Origin of the sequence: Haemophilus sp. CCUG 66565, assembly GCF_001679495.1 — a bacterium.
Taxonomy (GTDB): Bacteria; Pseudomonadota; Gammaproteobacteria; order Enterobacterales; family Pasteurellaceae; genus Haemophilus; species Haemophilus haemolyticus_K.
Map to the genome: position 1 here is coordinate 418,850 of NZ_LZOX01000016.1, position 18,827 is coordinate 437,676.

Genomic DNA, 18,827 nt, shown 5'->3' on the forward strand with positions numbered 1-18,827 from the left:
TAATTTGACACTAACTCAATAAGGAACAAAAATGTCCCTACAAGCCTACAAGCCTACAAGCCTACAAGCCTACAAGCCTACAAGCCTACAAGCCTACAAGCCTACAAGCCTACAAGCCTACAAGCCTACAAGCCTACAAATAGCTTATTATCTAAATATCAACCTTGCAAATTTATTTGGGGAGGTTGTTAATGGCTATTTTTAAAACTGAAGATATTGTTAGAGATGAAGCAGGAAAAATTCTTGGTTTTGATCATAATTTAAAATCTACAACTTTAGGGATTGGAGTCGGGCAACTTACGACATTCAAACAACTCGGTTTTAAATCAGATAAAAAGCCTGATGGATGGTATTTACCTAGTAATTCTAATGATGTAGCAATAATTCTTGAAACAAAAAATAGTAACGAAGACATTAAAAAAGAGAAATGGATTGATGAATTATTTTCTAATATAGATATTATTTCAAGTAAATATAAAAAGGTTATTGGTATTCTCTATAATGGCTATAATATTGATGTATATAAAAATAAAGAACTAATTGATACAGCTAAAACTCTTCAAGATAAACAATACTATATAGATCTATTTAAAGATAACAACATAGACAAAAATAAAATCTATTCTTTAACTAAAAAAATTAATGATTTATTACACTTCAAATTCGGTATTAAAAATTTGTATCATCGAATGATTTTTACCGCATCAGCATTAGTGGTAGAGCGATTTGGCGGTAATTTAGGGGCAATTAAAAATAACGGTTATGAGCCATTTCGTAATAAAATTTACGATACATTAGCTAAGTCATTGCAGGAACACCGCAGGCAAAATCTTAAAATTGATATTTTGCTTGAAGTATATAGTGAAATTAGAATGAATGTCGTGGAAAACCAAGATGACATCAATTCTTTTATTGATAGCGTGATTGATATTTCCCATTCTGTTAATTCCGATAATTGGAATGGTGAAGATGTAATGGGGATTTTCTTTAATGAGTTTAACCGCTATAAGAAAAAATCCGAGAGTGGGCAAGTATTTACCCCTGAGCATATTACCTCTTTTATGTATGACTTAATCGGAGTTAGCCATAATGATAAAGTGCTAGATGCTACCTGTGGTAGTGGTGGGTTTTTAGTGAAAGCAATGGCAAATATGATTAAAGAAGTGGGTGGTATAAATACAATTGAAGCAGAAAATATCAAGAAATATCAGTTATTCGGTATAGAGTTTGATCGAGAAATTTTCGCACTAGCCTGCGCCAATATGCTCATTCACAAAGACGGAAAAACCAACCTAGAACAGCTAGATACAAGAGAAACACAAGCTTGTGAATGGATAAAATCTAAACCTATAACTAAAGTATTGATGAATCCCCCATATGAACGCAAATATGGTTGTAAAAAAATTGTAGAAAATGTACTCGAAAATGTGCCAATCGGGACAAAATGCGCCTTTATCCTACCTGATAAAAAACTGGAAAAAGACAAAATGGGTGGATTGCTCAAAAAACATACGCTAGAAAGTATAATCAAACTGCCTGAAAACCTGTTTGATGCGGGTGTTACCACCAGTATTTTTGTATTTGAAACAGGTAAGCCACAGAAAGAACGAAAAATTTTTGCTTGCTATATGGAAGATGACGGCTTGGAGCGAGTAAAAAATCAAGGGCGACATGACATTAAAAATCGCTGGGCTGAGATTGAACGCTATTGGCTAGATGTAGTATTGATGAAAACAGACGAAAAATACAAAACACATCAATGGTTAGATCCAAATGAATGTTTATCGTATCAAAAACCACAGCAAGAATTTGAGATCTTTGAAGAGGATTTTAAAAAAGTCATCTTGGATTATATTTTATTTGAAAATGGTATTGATGTGAAAACCTTTAATGATAATTTGCTTAATAAAATTCTATATCAATCAGAAATTAAAAATAATCAAATCATATTAAACCTAAAAGGGGAAAACTATGAATAGATTAGATATTTCAGATTGGAAAGAGTTTAAGATTGCTGAATTATTTGATATTAATCCTACTCGCTATCATAAGTTAATAAATAAAGATTTATTTGATGAAGAGGGTAAAAATCCAGTTGTTGTAAATTCAAGTTATAACAATGGCATTGGGGGTTATAGTAACTATGAGTGTACAGAACAAGGCAATACTATCACATTTAGCGATACAACAACAGCCGATAGTATTTTTTATCAATCCAATGATTTTGTCGGATATTCCCATGTTCAAAAGCTAGTCCCTATTATTTATAAAGATAAATGGACAAAGAATTGCTTATTATTTTTCATGATTGTGTTTAAAGCAAAAGCAAAATTAATGAATTTTGATTATGTAAATAAATTTACTAGAGAAAATGCATTAAACTTACTTATTAAATTACCAGTAAAAAATAACATTCCAGACTGGGAATACATGGAAAAGCACATTGAATGTTTATATTTGATAGAAAAAGATAGTATTTCTGCCATTGCAAATCATATAAATAACCCTCTAGAGAAAAATATTTCATTAAAAGGCTGGAAGCGATTCCATTTATACGATAATGAAATGTTTGATATAGATATGGGAACAAAACTAGATAAAATTAAAATGACTAGTGTTAATCCAACCATTAATTTTATCGGAAGGGCTAATAAGAGTAACGGAATTACTGAGTGTGTTGATGAGATTAGTGGTTTAAAACCTTATGAAGCAGGTAATTTAACTTTGTCACTTGGGGGAGAATATCTTGGGTCTTGTTTTATTCAGCCATCTCCATTTTACACAAGTCAAAATGTTGTAGTTTTAAAACCCAAATGGCAAATGTCATTCAATGTTAAAATGTTTATTGCTATTATGGTATTTAAAGAAAGTCAATTGTACTACAAAGCTTTTATTGACGAACTCAATCGACATATAAAAACCGATTTTTCTATTTATTTACCAACTAAAAATGATGCACCTGATTGGCAATATATGGAAGCTTATATAAGCTATTTATTTCAGCAACAAAGTAATACTCTACAACATTTAGTTTAAAATATATACATAAGCAACCTCGTAGGGTTGCTTTTTTCTTGCAAATCGATCAAAACTTGCTCTAAAATATTTCCCACTTTAAGCAAATTTTCTCGTTTGCTTTTTTTATATTTAATTCGTTCAACCAATTTAGCAAGAGAAACATGACTTATTGGCTACAAAACAATAAGTTGAAAGTTGATTATGCGCGTTGAACGAAAAAATGAAAAACAACAAGAAAACATCACCACTTTTACTTTCTGCACTTCGCAATCTCTCTGCGTTCGCTATTTACGATTTATCTGATACCGAAATACTCATTCTTCTTAAAAATGCTCGTTGGGGAAATTCTCATTGTTTTCATACTGTTCAATGTCCTCGTTGTCATATTGAGCATAAAGCCTATTTTATTTCTTCTCGTAAGCAATGGCAGTGCAAGCATTGCCAACATCGTTTTTCTGTAAAAAGTGGTACGATTTTTCAGCACACTAAACTTTCCCTAAAAAAGCTATTGTTATCGGTTTATTATTTCACTATCAATAGTAAAGGGATTTCTGCTCTTAACTTATCTCGTCATATTGGCGTGCAATATAAAACGTCATGGGCATTACTACATAAATTTCGTGAAGCAGTTGAAAAAACGCAAGATTACACACCACTCACAGGCATTATTCATATTGATGGTTGTTATGTGAATAACTACCTTCGACCAAAAAATTTTAAACATAAGAGAATTGATAGACGTAAGAGATGTCACCAACGTAAAGATAAATCCTGCGTTATGGTTTTCCGTCAACAAGCTGCAAATCAGGAAATAATAAAAGGAGCCGACCGCACTCTCGTTGCATTAGTTAAAGAGGAAAATGCTGATGATATGTTTGCTTTAACACATCGCTTAGTCGCACCAAAATCTACAATTTGCGCTGATGAAAATCCTGCTTATGATGGCTTGGCATTTCACTATGACTTATATCGCGTAAACCATTCGCAAGAGTATTGCTCGATTGACGGCACCACCAATAACCTAGCTGAATCCTTCTTTGCAAGATTTAGAAGAATGATTATGGGTGTGTATCATAAGATGGGAAATAATTACATGATGCACTATGCGAATGAAACCGCATGGCGTGAGGATTTTCGTTACCAGTCAGATAAAGACAAATTCGACAACGTACTAAAACGCTGTTTGAAAGCCAGACCTTCGCGAGATTTAACAGGTTACTGGCAGGGAAATAAGAAACCTACGGCAAAATTCGGATTGGAAAGTTTATGTTTGGAAGCCTCAAACGATAACCAATATTTAGCCGTAGCTTAAACAATTTAAAGCAACATAAGGAGCAATGATGGAAACCATGACACACGCCACTTAATGTGGATTTAAAAATATGGACTATCAAAAACCTTTATGTACCAGATAATAGCTACCCCAATGTCGAAGATTGTGATTATTTACCAGAATTATTCATAGTTAGATGAGTAGTATTCAGAATACTTTAGTTAGTACCATTGTTTTAAGTAAATTTATCCCTATTATACTAATATATTGGTATTTATATGTTTCCTATATAGGGAAAAGTCATCTTGACCCTATAGCAAGTTTAAGATATATTATAGAAAATTTTTTGACAAGTTGAACTGCACATGATAGTCTTTTCGCGAAAAGACTATCATGTGCAGTTTTAGATGTGATATGGATGGTAGTATGGATAATAGTGAGTTAGTCTCTCTAGCCGAACAAAAATTTGAAGAACTCCAGAGTCGTATTTATGGAGAGATCAATGCATTGCTGAAATATGCTAAATTAAATGCGCTTGATGTTTTAAAAAATAGAACGCCCACTTATTCTGAAAGTGCTGCTATTTTGAAGCAGTATGTCGGTATTATCGAAAAATTGCAAGATATGGGGATCCCGATTCCAAAACAGGCGATCGTTGAATTAGAAAAGATTGTGACTATTTTTACGTCTCTTGCTGTAGCTATTGATCAGCAAGATGTTGAAGGTTTGGGTGCTGCAATAGCTGCCTTAGACTGCGAACCTTATATATTGTAAATATATCACGTTCCATTAGGAGAATTAATTATGACTACATTGACAATGAATCAAGTAAAAGTGTTAAACTTACTAAAAAAAGCAGAAGATTGTGTAGAACGTCTTGAAAAGGTAAGAAAAGAATTCGAATATTCATTACTTAAGAAAGAAATGAAGAAAGTTGCTTAATATTTGTAAATTATAGGAAAATGCCTCTATGTTAGTAGAGGCATTTTTTTCAACTTTAGTAAGTTTTTGCCTTGTGCAACTGCTACATAATACCGATATTTTTGACCGCTCTTTTGTATCAGGGATATACCGCTAATGACGCCCGCCAAAAGGTGGTTTTGCAAACCAAATCACAATAAACAATCCTAAGAATCCCATAGCTGATAGCCAAAATATTTCATTTGCACCAATAATAAATCCTTGCGATGTTATTTGTTGAGCGAGGTAAGCTGAAGTTTGGGTATCACTTAAACCAAATTGATTCATTTGATGGTAAAAACTTTGGGAAATTGGGTTATAAGGATTAATGTGTTCTGTTAATTGAGTATGGTGAACAGCTTCACGGTTATACCACATAAATGTGGTTAGAGATGTCCCTACTGAACCTGCCAAAGTTCTCAAAAAGTTAAACAAGCTAGAGGCGGAAGCCATTTTATGCGCAGGTAAACCAGACAAGGTTATCGTGGTAAGTGGCATAAAGAAACAGGCTACCGCTAAACCTTGCACTAATTGTGGTAAAGCCACATCAGCAAAAGTCATTGATGGCTCGAAAGTCACCGCTCGCCAATAAAATGTTATTGCATATACAATAAAACTTATCGTCACTAAAACTCGCATATCGATCTTATAACCGAAACGCCCAATAATCGGTGAAAGCAAAATTGGGAATAATCCAACTGGGGAAGCCGCAAGCCCAGCCCACGTCGCGGTGTAATGGAAGACTTGTTGTAGCAAGAGAGGAATTAATACCACAGAACCTAGATAAATCAAAAAGGCTAAACTAGTACATAAACACCCTACGCTAAAATTACGAGAATGGAAAAGCGAAATATCCACTACAGGATTGTCATCCGTCAATTCCCAAATAACCAAGGCAATCAGACAAACGACAGCAACAACGGCTAATATAATGATTTCATTAGAATTAAACCAATCTTGCTCACGCCCCTGATCAAGCATTAATTGCAAACATCCCACGCCTAAGACAAGTAAAACTAAACCGACTTTATCAATAGGTTGATGAACAATTTCACTTTCTCGGCTACCTAAAATCTTCCAGCTGATTAGCACAACTAATAAACCAATCGGAACATTGATAAAGAAGATCCATCCCCAATGGATATTATCACTAATCCATCCGCCTAAAATTGGACCAAAAATAGGCGCAACAACAATAGTCATTGACCAAAATGCCAATGCCATTCCTCGTTTTTCTGGTGGATAATTATTTAATAATAAACTTTGCGAAAGAGGGATCACCGGGCCTGCGACAGCACCTTGAATGACACGAAAAATAATTAATGCCTCAAGACTATCTGCAATCCCACAGAGCCAAGAAGAGACAACAAATAAAAAAGTTGAGACTAAAAATAACCGCACTTCGCCAAAACGTTTTGCTAACCAACCTGTTATTGGAATAGAAATCGCATTTGCCACACCAAAAGAAGTAATTACCCACGTACCTTGACTAAAAGATGCGCCAAGATCGCCCGCTATAGTAGGAATCGCCACATTTGCAATGGTAGAATCTAATACCTGCATAAAGGTGGCGAGAGATAAAGCCAGCGTCAATAAAATTAGGGCGGCACCTTGAATAGGCGGGAATTTTTTTGCGGAATTGTCCATAACACCGCCTTAATGGCTGTTTTGCTGAATGATAGATTCAATCAAATCTTCTACCGCACTTTCATCATACTTAAGTGTATCAGTAGCAAATAACGTTTTCGGTTCTGATTTTTCTCTCAACATTGGGCCAGATGAATCTGCAATTCTTACTTTTGCCGTTGCAGAAAGACCAATTCGTAATGGCGTTTCAACAAATTGTTGTGGATCTAATTTAATTCGCACAGGTACGCGTTGCACCACTTTAATCCAGTTACCCGTAGCATTTTGTGAAGGCAAAAGAGAAAACGCATTGCCAGTCCCCATTTCAATGCCATTTATCACGCCATCAAATTCTTTATTTTTACCGTATAAATCAAAATGAATTTTCACTGGCTGGCCAATGCGCATATTCGTTAATTGGGTTTCTTTGAAGTTAGCTTCTAACCACATTTGCTCATTAGATACCACCGCCATTAATGCGCCGCCCACTGAAACGGCTTGCCCAACCTGAACATTGCGACGTGCCACATACCCATCAATTGGACTTCTAATTTTTGTACGTTGTAAATTCAACCAAGCCTGTTTGAGCGAACTCATTGCATTCTGTATTTGCGGTTGTTGACGTAATGGAACGTTACTCAATAAAGCCTGATTCGCAGCTAATTGGTTTCTAGAGGAATTTAAATTTGCTTTGGAGAGTTCAACGGCTTCTTTTGCATGCTGGAAAGATTCTTTATCAATTGCACCCATTTTTTCAAGTTGAACTCGGCGCGCCAAATTGCCTTGTGCTTGAGCTAAAGAAATTTCATTGGCGTGCACAGCTGATTGTAATTGCTGCACAGTAAAACCGAGTTGTTCTACCTGACGTACAGCATTGGCGAGATTGCTTTTTGCCTGTTCGAAACTAAGTTTCGCATTCGTATCATCCAATTCAACTAGAATATCACCTGCATGGACTTTATCCATATTGTCAGCATTAATCTTCGCTACATTACCCGCAACTTGTGATGATACCATCACTTGATTACCCCCCACATAAGCATCTTCTGTTTCTTCAAAATCCTTCAAGAAGAAAAACCAATACAAAGTACAAGTGATACTTAAAATAAGTAAAATAACGATAAAAATACCGAGACTTTTTTTACGTTTTGCCTGATTAGGAATATCAGATTGTTTAATTTCAGCCATAAATTAATCCTAAATTAGGAATCGCGCTCAAAATTAACTCATTAAAAAAATTTAAAGCTAATCTTGAAACGCTATGAAAGATCGAAATGCTTCATTATGAAACTTTATCAAAAGGAACTCAATATAGATAAAGTTTAAAATAGTTTTTTTGAATTGATTCAATAGATTTCAATCGTCAAAACCTTTTTGTATGATACCCAAGAAATTTATTTCAACCAAACGATTATTTACTTTACAAGGAGTATTCTATGAGTTCTCAATGTCCTTTTTCACATTTAAATGGCTCTAATCTTACCATGGGTAACGGTGCCCCTGTTGCCGATAACCAAAATAGCTTAACTGCAGGACCTCGCGGCCCATTACTTGCACAAGATTTATGGTTAAATGAAAAACTAGCAGATTTTGTACGTGAAGTAATTCCTGAGCGCCGTATGCACGCAAAAGGTTCTGGTGCTTTTGGTACCTTTACTGTCACACACGATATTACTAAATATACTCGTGCAAAAATTTTCAGTGAAGTTGGCAAAAAAACAGAAATGTTCGCGCGCTTTACCACTGTTGCGGGTGAACGTGGTGCAGCAGATGCTGAACGTGATATTCGTGGTTTTGCATTAAAATTCTATACTGAAGAAGGTAACTGGGATTTAGTGGGTAACAATACCCCAGTATTCTTCTTACGTGATCCTCGTAAATTCCCTGATTTAAATAAAGCTGTAAAACGCGATCCTCGCACTAATATGCGTTCAGCAACAAACAACTGGGATTTCTGGACATTATTACCGGAAGCGTTACATCAAGTTACTATTGTAATGAGCGACCGTGGCATTCCAGCAAGTTATCGTCATATGCATGGTTATGGTTCACACACTTATAGTTTCTGGAATGAAGCTGGTGAACGTTTCTGGGTAAAATTCCATTTCCATACTCAACAAGGTATTAAAAACTTAACCGATGCGGAAGCAGCAGCAGTGATTGCAAACGACCGCGAAAGTCATCAACGCGATTTATATGAAGCAATCGAACGCGGTGACTTCCCTAAATGGAAACTATTTGTACAAATCATGCCTGAAGCTGATGCTGAAAAAGTGCCTTACCACCCATTTGACTTAACCAAAGTATGGCCGAAAAAAGATTATCCATTAATTGAAGTAGGTGAATTTGAACTTAATCGTAACCCAGAAAACTTCTTTGCTGATGTAGAGCAATCTGCTTTTGCACCAAGCAACTTAGTTCCAGGTATCGGTGCAAGTCCTGACAGAATGTTACAAGCTCGTTTATTCAACTATGCGGATGCACAACGTTACCGTTTAGGTGTGAACTACCGTCAAATTCCAGTAAACCGTCCACGTTGCCCAGTTCATAGCAACCAACGCGATGGTCAAGGTCGTGTTGATAGTAACTACGGAAGCTTACCACACTATGAACCAAACAGCTTCAATCAATGGCAACAACAACCTGATTTTGCAGAACCACCTCTTCGTATTAATGGGGATGCTGCATTCTGGGATTATCGCCAAGATGATAATGACTACTTCAGCCAACCACGTGCATTATTTAACTTAATGAATGCTGAACAAAAACAAGCATTATTTAATAATACTGCAGCGGCAATGGGGGATGCGCCTGACTTCATCAAATACCGTCATATCCGTAATTGTCACTGGTGTGATCCTGCATACGGCGCTGGTGTTGCAAAAGCATTAGGATTAACAGTAGAAGATGCATTAAAAGCTCGTGATACTGATCCCGCATTAGGACAAGGTGGATTGTTATAATTGTAATCAGTTTTTACTGATAAAGAAAAACGGAAGTGACGTACTTCCGTTTTTTATTTGCCTATAAATTTAGACATGAAAATGATACAATCCGCAAAATTTTATAAAAAGGAACTATGAATGGCTCGTAAGAAAAAAACACGTCGCATCACTGATGTTATGCCAATCCGTAAAGCGGATAAGAAACCCGAAATCTCCAACTCTCGTCCAGGAAAAAAACTCACACGTTATGAATTAGATGCCAAAGCACGTGAAGATAAGAAAAAACGAAAACATAAAGGTTTAGCATCAGGTTCTCGTCATAGCGCAATAGAAGACAAAACGAACAAAATCCAACAAGAAATTAAAGATCCTAAAATTGGTAGCAAGAAAAAAGTACCATTAATTGTAGAATTCGTTAATAAACCAGAAAAAGGACAAACGATTCCTGTCGTAAAACAGGTGAAAAAGTTAGATCCAATGCAAGAGCTTGAAAAGCTTGAAAATAATGAGATTCTGAATGAATTATTAGATGCCTTAGATGAAGGTAAAGCAATTACCAAAGCAGATCAACAATTTGTGGATGAATGTCTCGAAAGAATTGCCGAATTAATGGAAGAACTAGGCATTGAAGAGGAAGACGAAAACGAAGATGATTTATACCGCACTTTTGAACGTATTGATATTAATCAATTTAGATAATCTATGATTTGGATCATTATTTTAAGTATTATTGCACTTATTGTTGTTCTAGGGTTAAGTGGATATGCAATTCGTTTACTAAAACAGCTAAAACAACAAAACATTATGATAGCTAAATCCAAAGCGATAAGGGAAGCCAACTTAAAGGAAAGTATTGAAATCATTGCTCGAGCAATGCAGTCTGGCGAATGTAATCACTCAGAAGGTGTAATTCGCCTTACCATGTTATTAATGCCCTTTGGTAAAACGCTTACTCCATACCCCAGTATGGCGCAATTACATGAAATCGTACATAACATGCCAACTCATGATGCTCGTAAACAATTAGAAAAAAAAGAAAGAATGCGTTTAGATTTAGCACGTGAAAGAGCCGAAGCCAAATTTGAACACGAAATTAAAGAAGAATTACGTCAGTTTTTAGACGATATTAAACAGATTGGAGTGATTTAATGTCAGAAATTATTTGGGATAGCGCACTTATTCAAAAATACAACCAATCAGGCCCGCGTTATACCTCCTATCCAACAGCCCTAGAATTTAATGAAAATTATACAGAGCAAGATTTTGAAGCCGCCGTAAAACGCTACCCAAATCGTCCGCTCTCTTTATACGTTCACATTCCTTTTTGCCACCAGCTCTGCTATTTCTGTGCCTGTAATAAAGTGATCACTCGCCATCAACATAAGGCTGATATTTATTTAGATTACCTTGAAAAAGAAATTAGTTCGCGCTCAGCATTATTTAAGCATCGTCTCGTTACCCAAATTCACTGGGGTGGCGGTACCCCCACCTATCTGAGTGAAATCCAATCAGCTCGTTTAATGGCAATGCTAAAAAAACATTTTACAGTATCTGAGACAGCTGAAATTTCAATTGAAATCGATCCTCGTAGAATTGAACTTTCTATGCTTGATCATTTACGTCACCTTGGTTTTAACCGCATGAGCATGGGTGTACAAGACTTTAATAAAGATGTGCAAAAAGCGGTAAATCGTGAACAAGATGAAGATTTTATTCATGCATTGTTAGAGCACGCTAGAGAGTTAGGCTTTCAATCAACCAACCTTGATTTAATTTATGGTTTGCCATTACAAACTGTAGAAAGTTTTATGTTCACCCTTGAAAAAGTAATTGCACTCAATCCAGATCGATTAAGTGTATTTAATTATGCGCATTTACCAAGTCGCGTACCTGGGCAAGCAAAAATTAAAGAATATCAACTGCCCACGCCAGAAACAAAACTAACCATTTTGCAAAAAACGATCGAAACACTAGGTAATGCAGGTTATAAATTTATCGGTATGGATCACTTTGCTAAACCCCATGATGAACTTGCCATTGCACAGGACCAAGGCGTATTACACCGAAACTTTCAAGGCTACACAACGCAAGAAGAATGTGATTTATTAGGGCTTGGCGTGTCTTCTATTAGCTTATTGGGTGATACTTATGCACAGAATGAAAAAGACTTAAAGCGCTATTATGCCCTCATTGAAGAACAAGGCAATGCTCTACATAAAGGATTAGCATTAACACAAGAAGACTGCTTACGCCGTGATGTTATTAAACAATTAATTTGTAACTTTAAACTCGATTTCTCACCGATTGAGGCACAATATAACATTCAGTTTACCACTCACTTTGCCGAAGATTTAGCACTATTAAAACCATTAATCGATGATGAGCTTATCAAACTCACGCATACAGGTCTCCAAGTTTCGCCAAAAGGAAGGCTATTAATTCGTAACATCTGTTTGTGTTTTGATACTTACTCACGTGAAGCAGCAAAACGTCAGCAATTTTCAAGAATAATATAACAAAAAAGTGCGGTAAAAATTTTACCGCACTTTGTCATTTATGGATGCAACAAATTATAAATATTCCTTTTAATACTGGTACTAATATTAAATAACTCTCTTGCAATCACTGTTTTTAATGTCTTGATTTTCTTCTGCTTTTCAAAAATAGTTGATTCAATTTCATAATCTGCCTCTAAGCAAAACGGTACAATTGCATAAGGTGGGACTTTATTTTCAAAAAAACGATCCATTGTCACATCTACAGTTAAATACCATTCTTGGCTTTGCGCTAAAAATTTCTTAGCCGCTTTAGGTGTTAAATAATAACCTGTCGCACCAATAAAACCTTTACTAAATTGATAAACAGAGAAATGCCCAAAATCCGCCACTAATTTTCTTTTATTTTTTAAACGATCAGGCTGTAGCCAGAAAAACTCAAAGGTATTTTTCTCACTATTAATAAAATCAAGCACGTCTAGAAAATTATCTTTAAACTTAGCGTCATCTTCCAACACAATAATAGGGCTATCTAACTCAACACATTTTTCCCACATTGAATAATGGCTAGCATAGCACCCTAGTTGATTGAGTGTGAGTGGATACCCTTTCACATTCACTCTCTTCTTCTCATTATAACGTTGAAATAAGGGGTGATTCGGATTTTCTTTTCCATTAATTGCCTTAAAGAAATGAATAGCCTGTTCTGAATTATTCAAAAATAATTGATCAAACTGAGCCTGCATATAAGCTTTACGATCGGTAGATTTTTCTAGATTGATGATATAAATGGGTATGAGAGACATAATTTCTCCATATTATTTAAATGGAATAATAAATTTCTGCTTATTTCTTTTAGCAATAATCCTTTTATGTTTAGTAAATAATCTTATTATATTTTCTAATACTGTCCTTTTTTCTTTTACTTCATTTGCTTTTTGAATAACAATTCTCTCGCTTTGTAACGAACTATCTAATTTACTTTTTGACTTATTTAACTGTAATTCTTGAACGCAAATGCCTGGAAATAATTGATAAATTTTTAATTCAGGATTTTTAATACTTTCTTCAAATATCATCCTATCAATAGCATCAAGCTCATCTGCTTCTAGAGACTTAAGCCAAGACATAAGATAAATGATCATAGAACGAGAGATTACATATCCAGCTGTACCATATTGAACTTCGTTTAATCGTTTAAACAACCGATTTTTATAAGCAGGTATTAGAGTATCTTCATAAAAAGATGGTTTTAAAAATGTCTCTAATCTCAAGATAAAATTCTCACTAAAATTAAATCGCTCTTTGAGCCATTCGTCTTCAGCTAAAAAATCATAAGCATTTTCACCTAATAATATATCGTCTTCAAAAATATAAATATAAGGCAAATTATCATCAATACACTTTTGCCAAAGTATCCAATGACTCATAAAACAAGCTTTTTCACCTTCAGTTAATTTTGCATATGTAAGATTTGGTAAATGAGTTTGAATAAGTTGGGTAAGCCTTTCTGATGGCATAAGTGCATCATAAAATTCAAATGGAATTTTATGGTAATCAAATTCCTGCCTTATATGTTTTCTACGTTTACTGGCAGAAATTAGACTAACTATATAATTTATGTGCATAAATGAGATTCCTAATAGATGCCATATTTTATTTTATCTTTAATTTTTCTATTAAATTTATTTAGTTTAGAAAATAAAGAGATATCTTCAAACTTATTGTTCCAAGAATTCGGTGTATTTATTATATTATTAATTTCTTTTAATAAGCTATACCCTAGCTGACTATTAGTATGATCACAACTTTTATGCCAAAACTTGGTTCCACCACAATAATGATATATAACAATTGGCATTTCTGTTTTAGATTTATAACCTTTTTTTATAAGGTGTCTTTCTGATGGAGTAAAGTTGAATCTATTATTAATAAATTTTACTTTACCTTTTAAAATTCCATTTAGAACATCCTGATCTTGATACTTAATGATCTCTTTGTATTCTAGAAGCCAGTCAATAGAATTTTTTAATATGCTATCCTCTCTCCATTTATTAAAATTTATCAATAAAACACCCGCATTAAAGTAAGTAGAGCAATCTAATCCAATCTTACTTTTATACTCTGCGTTTTCTATATCTATAAATGTATCTTGACAAGCAGCTAAATAATAATCATCTATATTAGTATTCCAAAGCTCATCTAATGAACCATTTGTTAACGTATCAACATCGATATAAATTGCTTTATCAATATCTTTAATATACTCAGATAAATTTAATCTTGCATATGTTGCCAATGAAATATAATCAATTGTTTTTGGAAAATTAATAAAATCGTTATCATCAATAGGTATGAAACTTATTTTTCCATCATAATAATCTACAATTCTTACTATACAATCCTTATTTAATTGACTGATACCTAAATCTAAAACATAAAATCTTACCTTATCATTGTTCTTTAATATACTAAGTATACTGATTGCTAGATAAGGAGAATAATTATCATCTGATGAAAATATAATATTCATTTATACTAGATTACTTTTGTATTTATTCTTTCTTAAAAATTTTTTCACTATCTTTATCTTTTGACTTATATTAAATAATTTAAAATGATACTTTATAAAATGATGAAAAGAAATAATATTGTATTTATTTAAACTCATGTATATTTCATATAATATTTTAACTAAAACCTCATTGTCTTTATCTAGATTATATAAGGTTAATAATGAAACTTCATTTCTTATATCTATATTTATACCAATTTTATTAAGATAATATGTAATATTTTCTCTCTTTATTCTTTTTGCTATCTCATTTTGCTTACCATTATGAATAGAAGACGTTTGATTACTATGTAACCTATACTTAACTAGAGCTTCAGGATAATTAGCCAAATTACCAAACTTGCTAACTTCCGACCAAAACTTATAATCTTCAGCATGAGGGTAGTCTTTATTAAAGATTAATCCATATTCTTTATATACACTAGCCCTCATAATCATAGTATTATTATGCATCACGTTATTAAAAAGCATAGATTCACAAATCTCATTATGCTGTAGAGGATTTTTCCATATATCTCCTGTTTTATATTGAGCTCCAATCACCCCACATTCTTTCTCTACAATAACTTCTAAATATGTTCCTATAGCGATAATATTAAGGTTACTCTCTAAATATGTAATCAACTTCTCTATCCAAAATGGCTTAGCTATATCATCTGCATCCATTCTTGCAATATACTTACCAGAGAAATATCTAAGCCCTATATTTAAAGAATTTATAAACCCCAAGTTATGTTTATTATTAATAATTTTAATCCTTTCATCTAACTTATTAAGTCTCTCTAAATGAGATAAAGTTAAGTCAGTAGAACCATCGTTAATAATGATAATCTCTAGATTCTTATATGTTTGATTAATAATAGAGGTAATACTCTCATCTATATACTTTTCAACATTGTAAGCACAGACTATAATAGATACCAATGGATAATATTTCATATATTCAAACCTTTATTTTTTCTGTTTCTATTCTACATGTTCTTCAGATAAAACAAAACCCCACCATTTGGCAGGGTTTCGAAGCAAGTTCAAACTATTTTGTGCTTGGGATTTTGAAACGGCTGTTAAAGCGTTCAACACGACCGCCAGTATCTACAACCCGTTGTTTACCAGTGTAGAATGGGTGACAGTTACCACACACATCAAGGTTAATATCTTTGCCTAAAGTTGAACGAGTTTTGATCACGTTACCACAAGAGCAGGTTGCCGTGATTTCTTTATATTCTGGGTGAATACCTTGTTTCATAGAAAACCTCAAAATGAAGCCACGCCGCTATAAGAACTTTCTTCCTACACCGCGTGAGTGAATAATACGCCATATTTGGCACCAAATAGACTGCGAATTATACTGAAAAAACATAGATAAACAAGCCCCATTTTAGTGTAGAATCAAAAACATTCTTAACAAAACTTTTCCTTATGCAAGCACAATCTTCAATACATACTTCTTTTGCCAAATCTATTTTAGATTGGTACGACAAATTCGGGCGTAAGAATTTGCCTTGGCAACAAGATAAAACGCTCTATGGCGTATGGCTTTCTGAAGTAATGCTACAGCAAACACAAGTAGCCACTGTTATACCTTATTTTAAGCAATTTATAAAAACATTCCCCTCTATTACCGCACTTGCTAATGCATCACAAGACGAAGTCTTACATTTATGGACAGGCTTAGGCTATTATGCGCGTGCACGTAACTTACATAAAGCAGCCCAAAAAGTGCGGGATGAATTTAATGGGAATTTTCCAACTAATTTTGAACAAGTATGGGCATTGCCTGGCATAGGGCGCTCCACAGCGGGTGCGATTTTATCTTCGGTTTTAAATCAACCTTACCCGATTTTAGATGGTAATGTAAAACGTGTACTTGCCCGCTATTTTGAAGTGGAAGGCTGGACGGGTGAAAAAAAAGTGGAAAATTACCTGTGGCATTTAACTGAACAAGTCACGCCTGTAACACACGTTGCTGACTTTAACCAAGCGATGATGGATATTGGTGCAATGGTATGCACACGAACAAAACCAAAATGTGAACTTTGCCCTTTAAATAAGGATTGTTTGGCGAATAAACATGAAAGTTGGGGGAAATTTCCAAATAAAAAACATAAAAAAACCATACCAGAAAAAGAAACCTATTTTTTAATACTATCAAACAAAGGAAAAGTGTGGTTAGAACAAAGAGAAAATTCGGGATTATGGGGAGGATTATTTTGCTTTCCTCAATTTGAGGATAAATCAACGTTATTGAACCACCTCATACAAGAAGGTATTTCCCATTATCAAGCCTGGCCAAGTTTTCGACATACTTTTAGTCATTTTCATTTAGATATTCACCCAATTTACGCAGAAGTTAATGATAATTTACATATTGAACAAGAAAACGATGATTGGCGTAAAATCTCGGAAAACCCAAAAGAATATCAATCAAATCTATCCAGTACGGTCAAATATTGGTATGATCCGCAAAATCCTGAACAAATCGGGCTTGCTCAACCGGTAAAAAATCTTTTAATTCAATTTGTAAGGAATCATTATGGCAAGAACAGTATTTTGTGAACATCTTAAAAAAGAAGCAGAAGGTTTAGATTTCCAGCTCTATCCTGGTGAACTCGGAAAACGTATTTTTGATTCAATCAGCAAACAGGCTTGGGGAGAATGGATCAAAAAACAAACGATGCTGGTTAATGAAAAAAAACTCAATATGATGAATACCGAGCATCGTAAATTATTAGAACAAGAAATGATCAATTTTTTGTTTGAAGGAAAAGATGTGCATATTGAAGGTTATGTTCCACCATCAAATTAATTGCCTGTAACACAATGAAAAAGTATTTATTATTAGCATTACTGCCTTTTTTATATGCTTGTAGCGACTCTCCGAACCGCAGTATTAATTACGATGAAGCCTTTGCAAAAGATACACAAGGTTTAGACATTCTTACTGGACAATTCTCACATAATATTGATCGTATTTGGGGTGTAAATGAATTATTAGTGGCCAGCCGTAAAGATTACGTAAAATATACCGATTCTTTTTATACTCGTAGCCACGTAAGTTTTGATGAAGGTAATATTGTCATTGAAACACAACAAGACCTTAATCGTTTACATAATGCAATTGTTCATACGTTATTAATGGGAGCAGATGCAAAAGGAATTGATTTATTTGCCTCAGGTGATGTTCCCATTAGCTCTCGTCCGTTTCTTTTAGGACAGGTGGTAGACCACCAAGGTCAGCAAATTGCAAACCAATTTATTGCAAGTAATTTTGCAACTTATTTGATCCAAAATAAATTACAAACACGCCGCCTACAAAATGGTCATACCGTGCAATTTGTTGCAATTCCTATGATTGCAAACCACGTGGAAGTCCGCGCTCAGAAATATTTACCATTAGTTCGTAAGGCCTCTGAACGTTATGGCATTGATGAAAGTCTGATCTTAGGTATTATGCAAACAGAATCAAGCTTTAACCCTTATGCAATTAGCTATGCAAATGCTATTGGTTTAATGCAAGTTGTTCCACGCACTGCGGGCCGTGATGTATTTGCTATGAAAGGGAAAAGTGGGCAGCCATCAGAGCATTATTTATACGATCCAGCAAATAATATTGATTCGGGCGTCTCTTATTTATGGCTTCTTCAAAACCAATATTTAGATGGCATTACCAATCCGACATCAAAACGCTTTGCTATGATTTCTGCTTATAATAGTGGTGCAGGTGCGGTGTTACGTGTATTTGATAATGATAAAGATGAAGCGATTTATAAAATCAATCAAATGTATCCGGAACAAGTTTTCCGCATTCTGACAACCGCTCATCCATCTGCTCAAGCACGAAATTACCTATTAAAAGTAGATCAAGCACAGAAAAAATTCCGTGTAAGACGATAATACAGCCCTTTAATCATAACTAAATGCTCGTTGAACCATTT

Annotated in this window: 20 protein-coding genes; 13 read left to right on the forward strand and 7 right to left on the reverse strand. The window is 34.3% G+C overall.

Going from position 1 to position 18,827, the window contains the following annotated elements; translation table 11 throughout:
• The first annotated feature begins 31 nt into the window (after positions 1–31).
• The 6 genes from A9501_RS09745 to A9501_RS09750 all read left to right on the forward strand — a co-directional run bounded on the left by A9501_RS09745 (position 32) and on the right by A9501_RS09750 (position 5,233).
• Positions 32–205, forward strand: coding sequence for a hypothetical protein (locus A9501_RS09745; RefSeq protein ID WP_179855788.1), 174 nt, complete (start codon positions 32–34; stop codon positions 203–205).
• Complete coding sequence (locus A9501_RS07545; RefSeq protein WP_065265452.1) at positions 192–1,979, forward strand: HsdM family class I SAM-dependent methyltransferase; 1,788 nt, start codon at positions 192–194, stop codon at positions 1,977–1,979. Before A9501_RS09745 ends, A9501_RS07545 begins: the two co-directional genes overlap by 14 nt.
• Positions 1,972–3,036: a restriction endonuclease subunit S gene (locus A9501_RS07550; protein WP_065265453.1), complete on the forward strand. Its 1,065-nt coding sequence runs from the start codon at positions 1,972–1,974 to the stop codon at positions 3,034–3,036. Before A9501_RS07545 ends, A9501_RS07550 begins: the two co-directional genes overlap by 8 nt.
• Before the next feature lie 202 nt (positions 3,037–3,238).
• Positions 3,239–4,330 (forward strand): IS1595 family transposase, encoded by a 1,092-nt coding sequence (locus A9501_RS07555; RefSeq protein ID WP_065265454.1) that lies wholly within the window; start codon positions 3,239–3,241, stop codon positions 4,328–4,330.
• A 387-nt stretch (positions 4,331–4,717) separates the two neighbouring features.
• Positions 4,718–5,065 carry a hypothetical protein gene (locus A9501_RS07560; protein ID WP_065265455.1) on the forward strand — a complete coding sequence of 116 codons (348 nt, stop codon included), beginning with the start codon at positions 4,718–4,720 and terminating at the stop codon, positions 5,063–5,065.
• Between the two features lie 30 nt (positions 5,066–5,095).
• Positions 5,096–5,233, forward strand: a complete 138-nt coding sequence (locus A9501_RS09750) for a hypothetical protein (RefSeq protein WP_179855789.1) — start codon at positions 5,096–5,098, stop codon at positions 5,231–5,233.
• Positions 5,234–5,365: 132 nt separating this feature from the next.
• Here the strand turns inward: A9501_RS09750 and A9501_RS07565 are convergent, their stop codons facing one another.
• Together A9501_RS07565 and A9501_RS07570 are read right to left on the reverse strand one after the other, a co-directional pair.
• A complete protein-coding gene (locus A9501_RS07565; protein WP_005635196.1) occupies positions 5,366–6,898 on the reverse strand; it encodes a DHA2 family efflux MFS transporter permease subunit in 1,533 nt (510 codons plus the stop codon).
• Positions 6,899–6,907: 9 nt separating this feature from the next.
• The gene (locus tag A9501_RS07570; RefSeq protein ID WP_065265456.1) at positions 6,908–8,065 is read right to left on the reverse strand and encodes an EmrA/EmrK family multidrug efflux transporter periplasmic adaptor subunit; all 1,158 of its coding nucleotides are present in this window, start codon (positions 8,063–8,065) and stop codon (positions 6,908–6,910) included.
• Between the two features lie 248 nt (positions 8,066–8,313).
• On the opposite strand from A9501_RS07570, the gene A9501_RS07575 reads away from it, so the two are divergent.
• The 4 genes from A9501_RS07575 (at position 8,314) to hemN (ending at position 12,338) form a co-directional block, all read left to right on the forward strand.
• The gene (locus A9501_RS07575) at positions 8,314–9,840 is read left to right on the forward strand and encodes a catalase (protein WP_065265457.1); all 1,527 of its coding nucleotides are present in this window, start codon (positions 8,314–8,316) and stop codon (positions 9,838–9,840) included.
• 120 nt (positions 9,841–9,960) lie between these two features.
• Positions 9,961–10,521 carry a Der GTPase-activating protein YihI gene (gene yihI, locus A9501_RS07580; protein ID WP_048952719.1) on the forward strand — a complete coding sequence of 187 codons (561 nt, stop codon included), beginning with the start codon at positions 9,961–9,963 and terminating at the stop codon, positions 10,519–10,521.
• A 3-nt stretch (positions 10,522–10,524) separates the two neighbouring features.
• Entirely contained in the window at positions 10,525–10,971 is a 447-nt protein-coding gene (locus tag A9501_RS07585; protein ID WP_065265458.1) for a DUF2489 domain-containing protein, read from the forward strand.
• The gene (gene hemN, locus A9501_RS07590) at positions 10,971–12,338 is read left to right on the forward strand and encodes an oxygen-independent coproporphyrinogen III oxidase (protein WP_065265459.1); all 1,368 of its coding nucleotides are present in this window, start codon (positions 10,971–10,973) and stop codon (positions 12,336–12,338) included. Before A9501_RS07585 ends, hemN begins: the two co-directional genes overlap by 1 nt.
• A gap of 38 nt (positions 12,339–12,376) precedes the next feature.
• Here hemN and A9501_RS07595 read toward each other — a convergent pair whose 3' ends face one another.
• The 5 genes from A9501_RS07595 to rpmE form a co-directional block, all read right to left on the reverse strand.
• Positions 12,377–13,123 (reverse strand): glycosyltransferase family 25 protein, encoded by a 747-nt coding sequence (locus tag A9501_RS07595; protein ID WP_065265460.1) that lies wholly within the window; start codon positions 13,121–13,123, stop codon positions 12,377–12,379.
• Positions 13,124–13,135: 12 nt separating this feature from the next.
• Entirely contained in the window at positions 13,136–13,945 is an 810-nt protein-coding gene (locus tag A9501_RS07600) for a glycosyltransferase family 25 protein (RefSeq protein ID WP_065265461.1), read from the reverse strand.
• Positions 13,946–13,956: 11 nt separating this feature from the next.
• Positions 13,957–14,850 (reverse strand): glycosyltransferase family 8 protein, encoded by an 894-nt coding sequence (locus A9501_RS07605; protein ID WP_065265462.1) that lies wholly within the window; start codon positions 14,848–14,850, stop codon positions 13,957–13,959.
• Positions 14,851–15,831: a glycosyltransferase family 2 protein gene (locus A9501_RS07610; RefSeq protein WP_065265463.1), complete on the reverse strand. Its 981-nt coding sequence runs from the start codon at positions 15,829–15,831 to the stop codon at positions 14,851–14,853.
• Between the two features lie 94 nt (positions 15,832–15,925).
• Positions 15,926–16,138, reverse strand: coding sequence for a 50S ribosomal protein L31 (rpmE, locus tag A9501_RS07615; RefSeq protein WP_005625828.1), 213 nt, complete (start codon positions 16,136–16,138; stop codon positions 15,926–15,928).
• 173 nt (positions 16,139–16,311) lie between these two features.
• Between rpmE and mutY the strand changes: the two genes are divergently transcribed.
• From mutY to mltC, 3 genes are read left to right on the forward strand one after another with little or no spacing between them, the layout of a single operon-like run.
• Entirely contained in the window at positions 16,312–17,448 is a 1,137-nt protein-coding gene (mutY, locus tag A9501_RS07620; protein ID WP_065265464.1) for an A/G-specific adenine glycosylase, read from the forward strand.
• Positions 17,426–17,698 carry an oxidative damage protection protein gene (locus A9501_RS07625; protein ID WP_065265465.1) on the forward strand — a complete coding sequence of 91 codons (273 nt, stop codon included), beginning with the start codon at positions 17,426–17,428 and terminating at the stop codon, positions 17,696–17,698. The genes mutY and A9501_RS07625 overlap by 23 nt, the downstream gene beginning before the upstream one ends.
• A 14-nt stretch (positions 17,699–17,712) precedes the next feature.
• On the forward strand, positions 17,713–18,786 hold the full coding sequence (gene mltC / locus A9501_RS07630; RefSeq protein ID WP_065265466.1) for a membrane-bound lytic murein transglycosylase MltC: 1,074 nt from the start codon (positions 17,713–17,715) through the stop codon (positions 18,784–18,786).
• Positions 18,787–18,827: the final 41 nt, after the last annotated feature.

What these genes read in the sequence shown, in the direction of transcription:
- A9501_RS07555 (WP_065265454.1), top strand. Translation starts at nt 3,239, where the DNA reads ATGAAAAACAACAAGAAAACATCACCACTTTTACTTTCTGCACTTCGC.
- A9501_RS07570 (WP_065265456.1), bottom strand. Translation starts at nt 8,065, where the DNA reads ATGGCTGAAATTAAACAATCTGATATTCCTAATCAGGCAAAACGTAAA.
- A9501_RS07545 (WP_065265452.1), top strand. Translation starts at nt 192, where the DNA reads ATGGCTATTTTTAAAACTGAAGATATTGTTAGAGATGAAGCAGGAAAA.
- A9501_RS07600 (WP_065265461.1), bottom strand. Translation starts at nt 13,945, where the DNA reads ATGCACATAAATTATATAGTTAGTCTAATTTCTGCCAGTAAACGTAGA.
- A9501_RS07560 (WP_065265455.1), top strand. Translation starts at nt 4,718, where the DNA reads ATGGATAATAGTGAGTTAGTCTCTCTAGCCGAACAAAAATTTGAAGAA.
- A9501_RS07585 (WP_065265458.1), top strand. Translation starts at nt 10,525, where the DNA reads ATGATTTGGATCATTATTTTAAGTATTATTGCACTTATTGTTGTTCTA.
- A9501_RS07550 (WP_065265453.1), top strand. Translation starts at nt 1,972, where the DNA reads ATGAATAGATTAGATATTTCAGATTGGAAAGAGTTTAAGATTGCTGAA.
- A9501_RS07625 (WP_065265465.1), top strand. Translation starts at nt 17,426, where the DNA reads ATGGCAAGAACAGTATTTTGTGAACATCTTAAAAAAGAAGCAGAAGGT.
- A9501_RS07565 (WP_005635196.1), bottom strand. Translation starts at nt 6,898, where the DNA reads ATGGACAATTCCGCAAAAAAATTCCCGCCTATTCAAGGTGCCGCCCTA.
- mutY (WP_065265464.1), top strand. Translation starts at nt 16,312, where the DNA reads ATGCAAGCACAATCTTCAATACATACTTCTTTTGCCAAATCTATTTTA.
- A9501_RS07595 (WP_065265460.1), bottom strand. Translation starts at nt 13,123, where the DNA reads ATGTCTCTCATACCCATTTATATCATCAATCTAGAAAAATCTACCGAT.
- A9501_RS07605 (WP_065265462.1), bottom strand. Translation starts at nt 14,850, where the DNA reads ATGAATATTATATTTTCATCAGATGATAATTATTCTCCTTATCTAGCA.
- A9501_RS07610 (WP_065265463.1), bottom strand. Translation starts at nt 15,831, where the DNA reads ATGAAATATTATCCATTGGTATCTATTATAGTCTGTGCTTACAATGTT.
- yihI (WP_048952719.1), top strand. Translation starts at nt 9,961, where the DNA reads ATGGCTCGTAAGAAAAAAACACGTCGCATCACTGATGTTATGCCAATC.
- rpmE (WP_005625828.1), bottom strand. Translation starts at nt 16,138, where the DNA reads ATGAAACAAGGTATTCACCCAGAATATAAAGAAATCACGGCAACCTGC.
- A9501_RS07575 (WP_065265457.1), top strand. Translation starts at nt 8,314, where the DNA reads ATGAGTTCTCAATGTCCTTTTTCACATTTAAATGGCTCTAATCTTACC.
- hemN (WP_065265459.1), top strand. Translation starts at nt 10,971, where the DNA reads ATGTCAGAAATTATTTGGGATAGCGCACTTATTCAAAAATACAACCAA.
- A9501_RS09750 (WP_179855789.1), top strand. Translation starts at nt 5,096, where the DNA reads ATGACTACATTGACAATGAATCAAGTAAAAGTGTTAAACTTACTAAAA.
- A9501_RS09745 (WP_179855788.1), top strand. Translation starts at nt 32, where the DNA reads ATGTCCCTACAAGCCTACAAGCCTACAAGCCTACAAGCCTACAAGCCT.
- mltC (WP_065265466.1), top strand. Translation starts at nt 17,713, where the DNA reads ATGAAAAAGTATTTATTATTAGCATTACTGCCTTTTTTATATGCTTGT.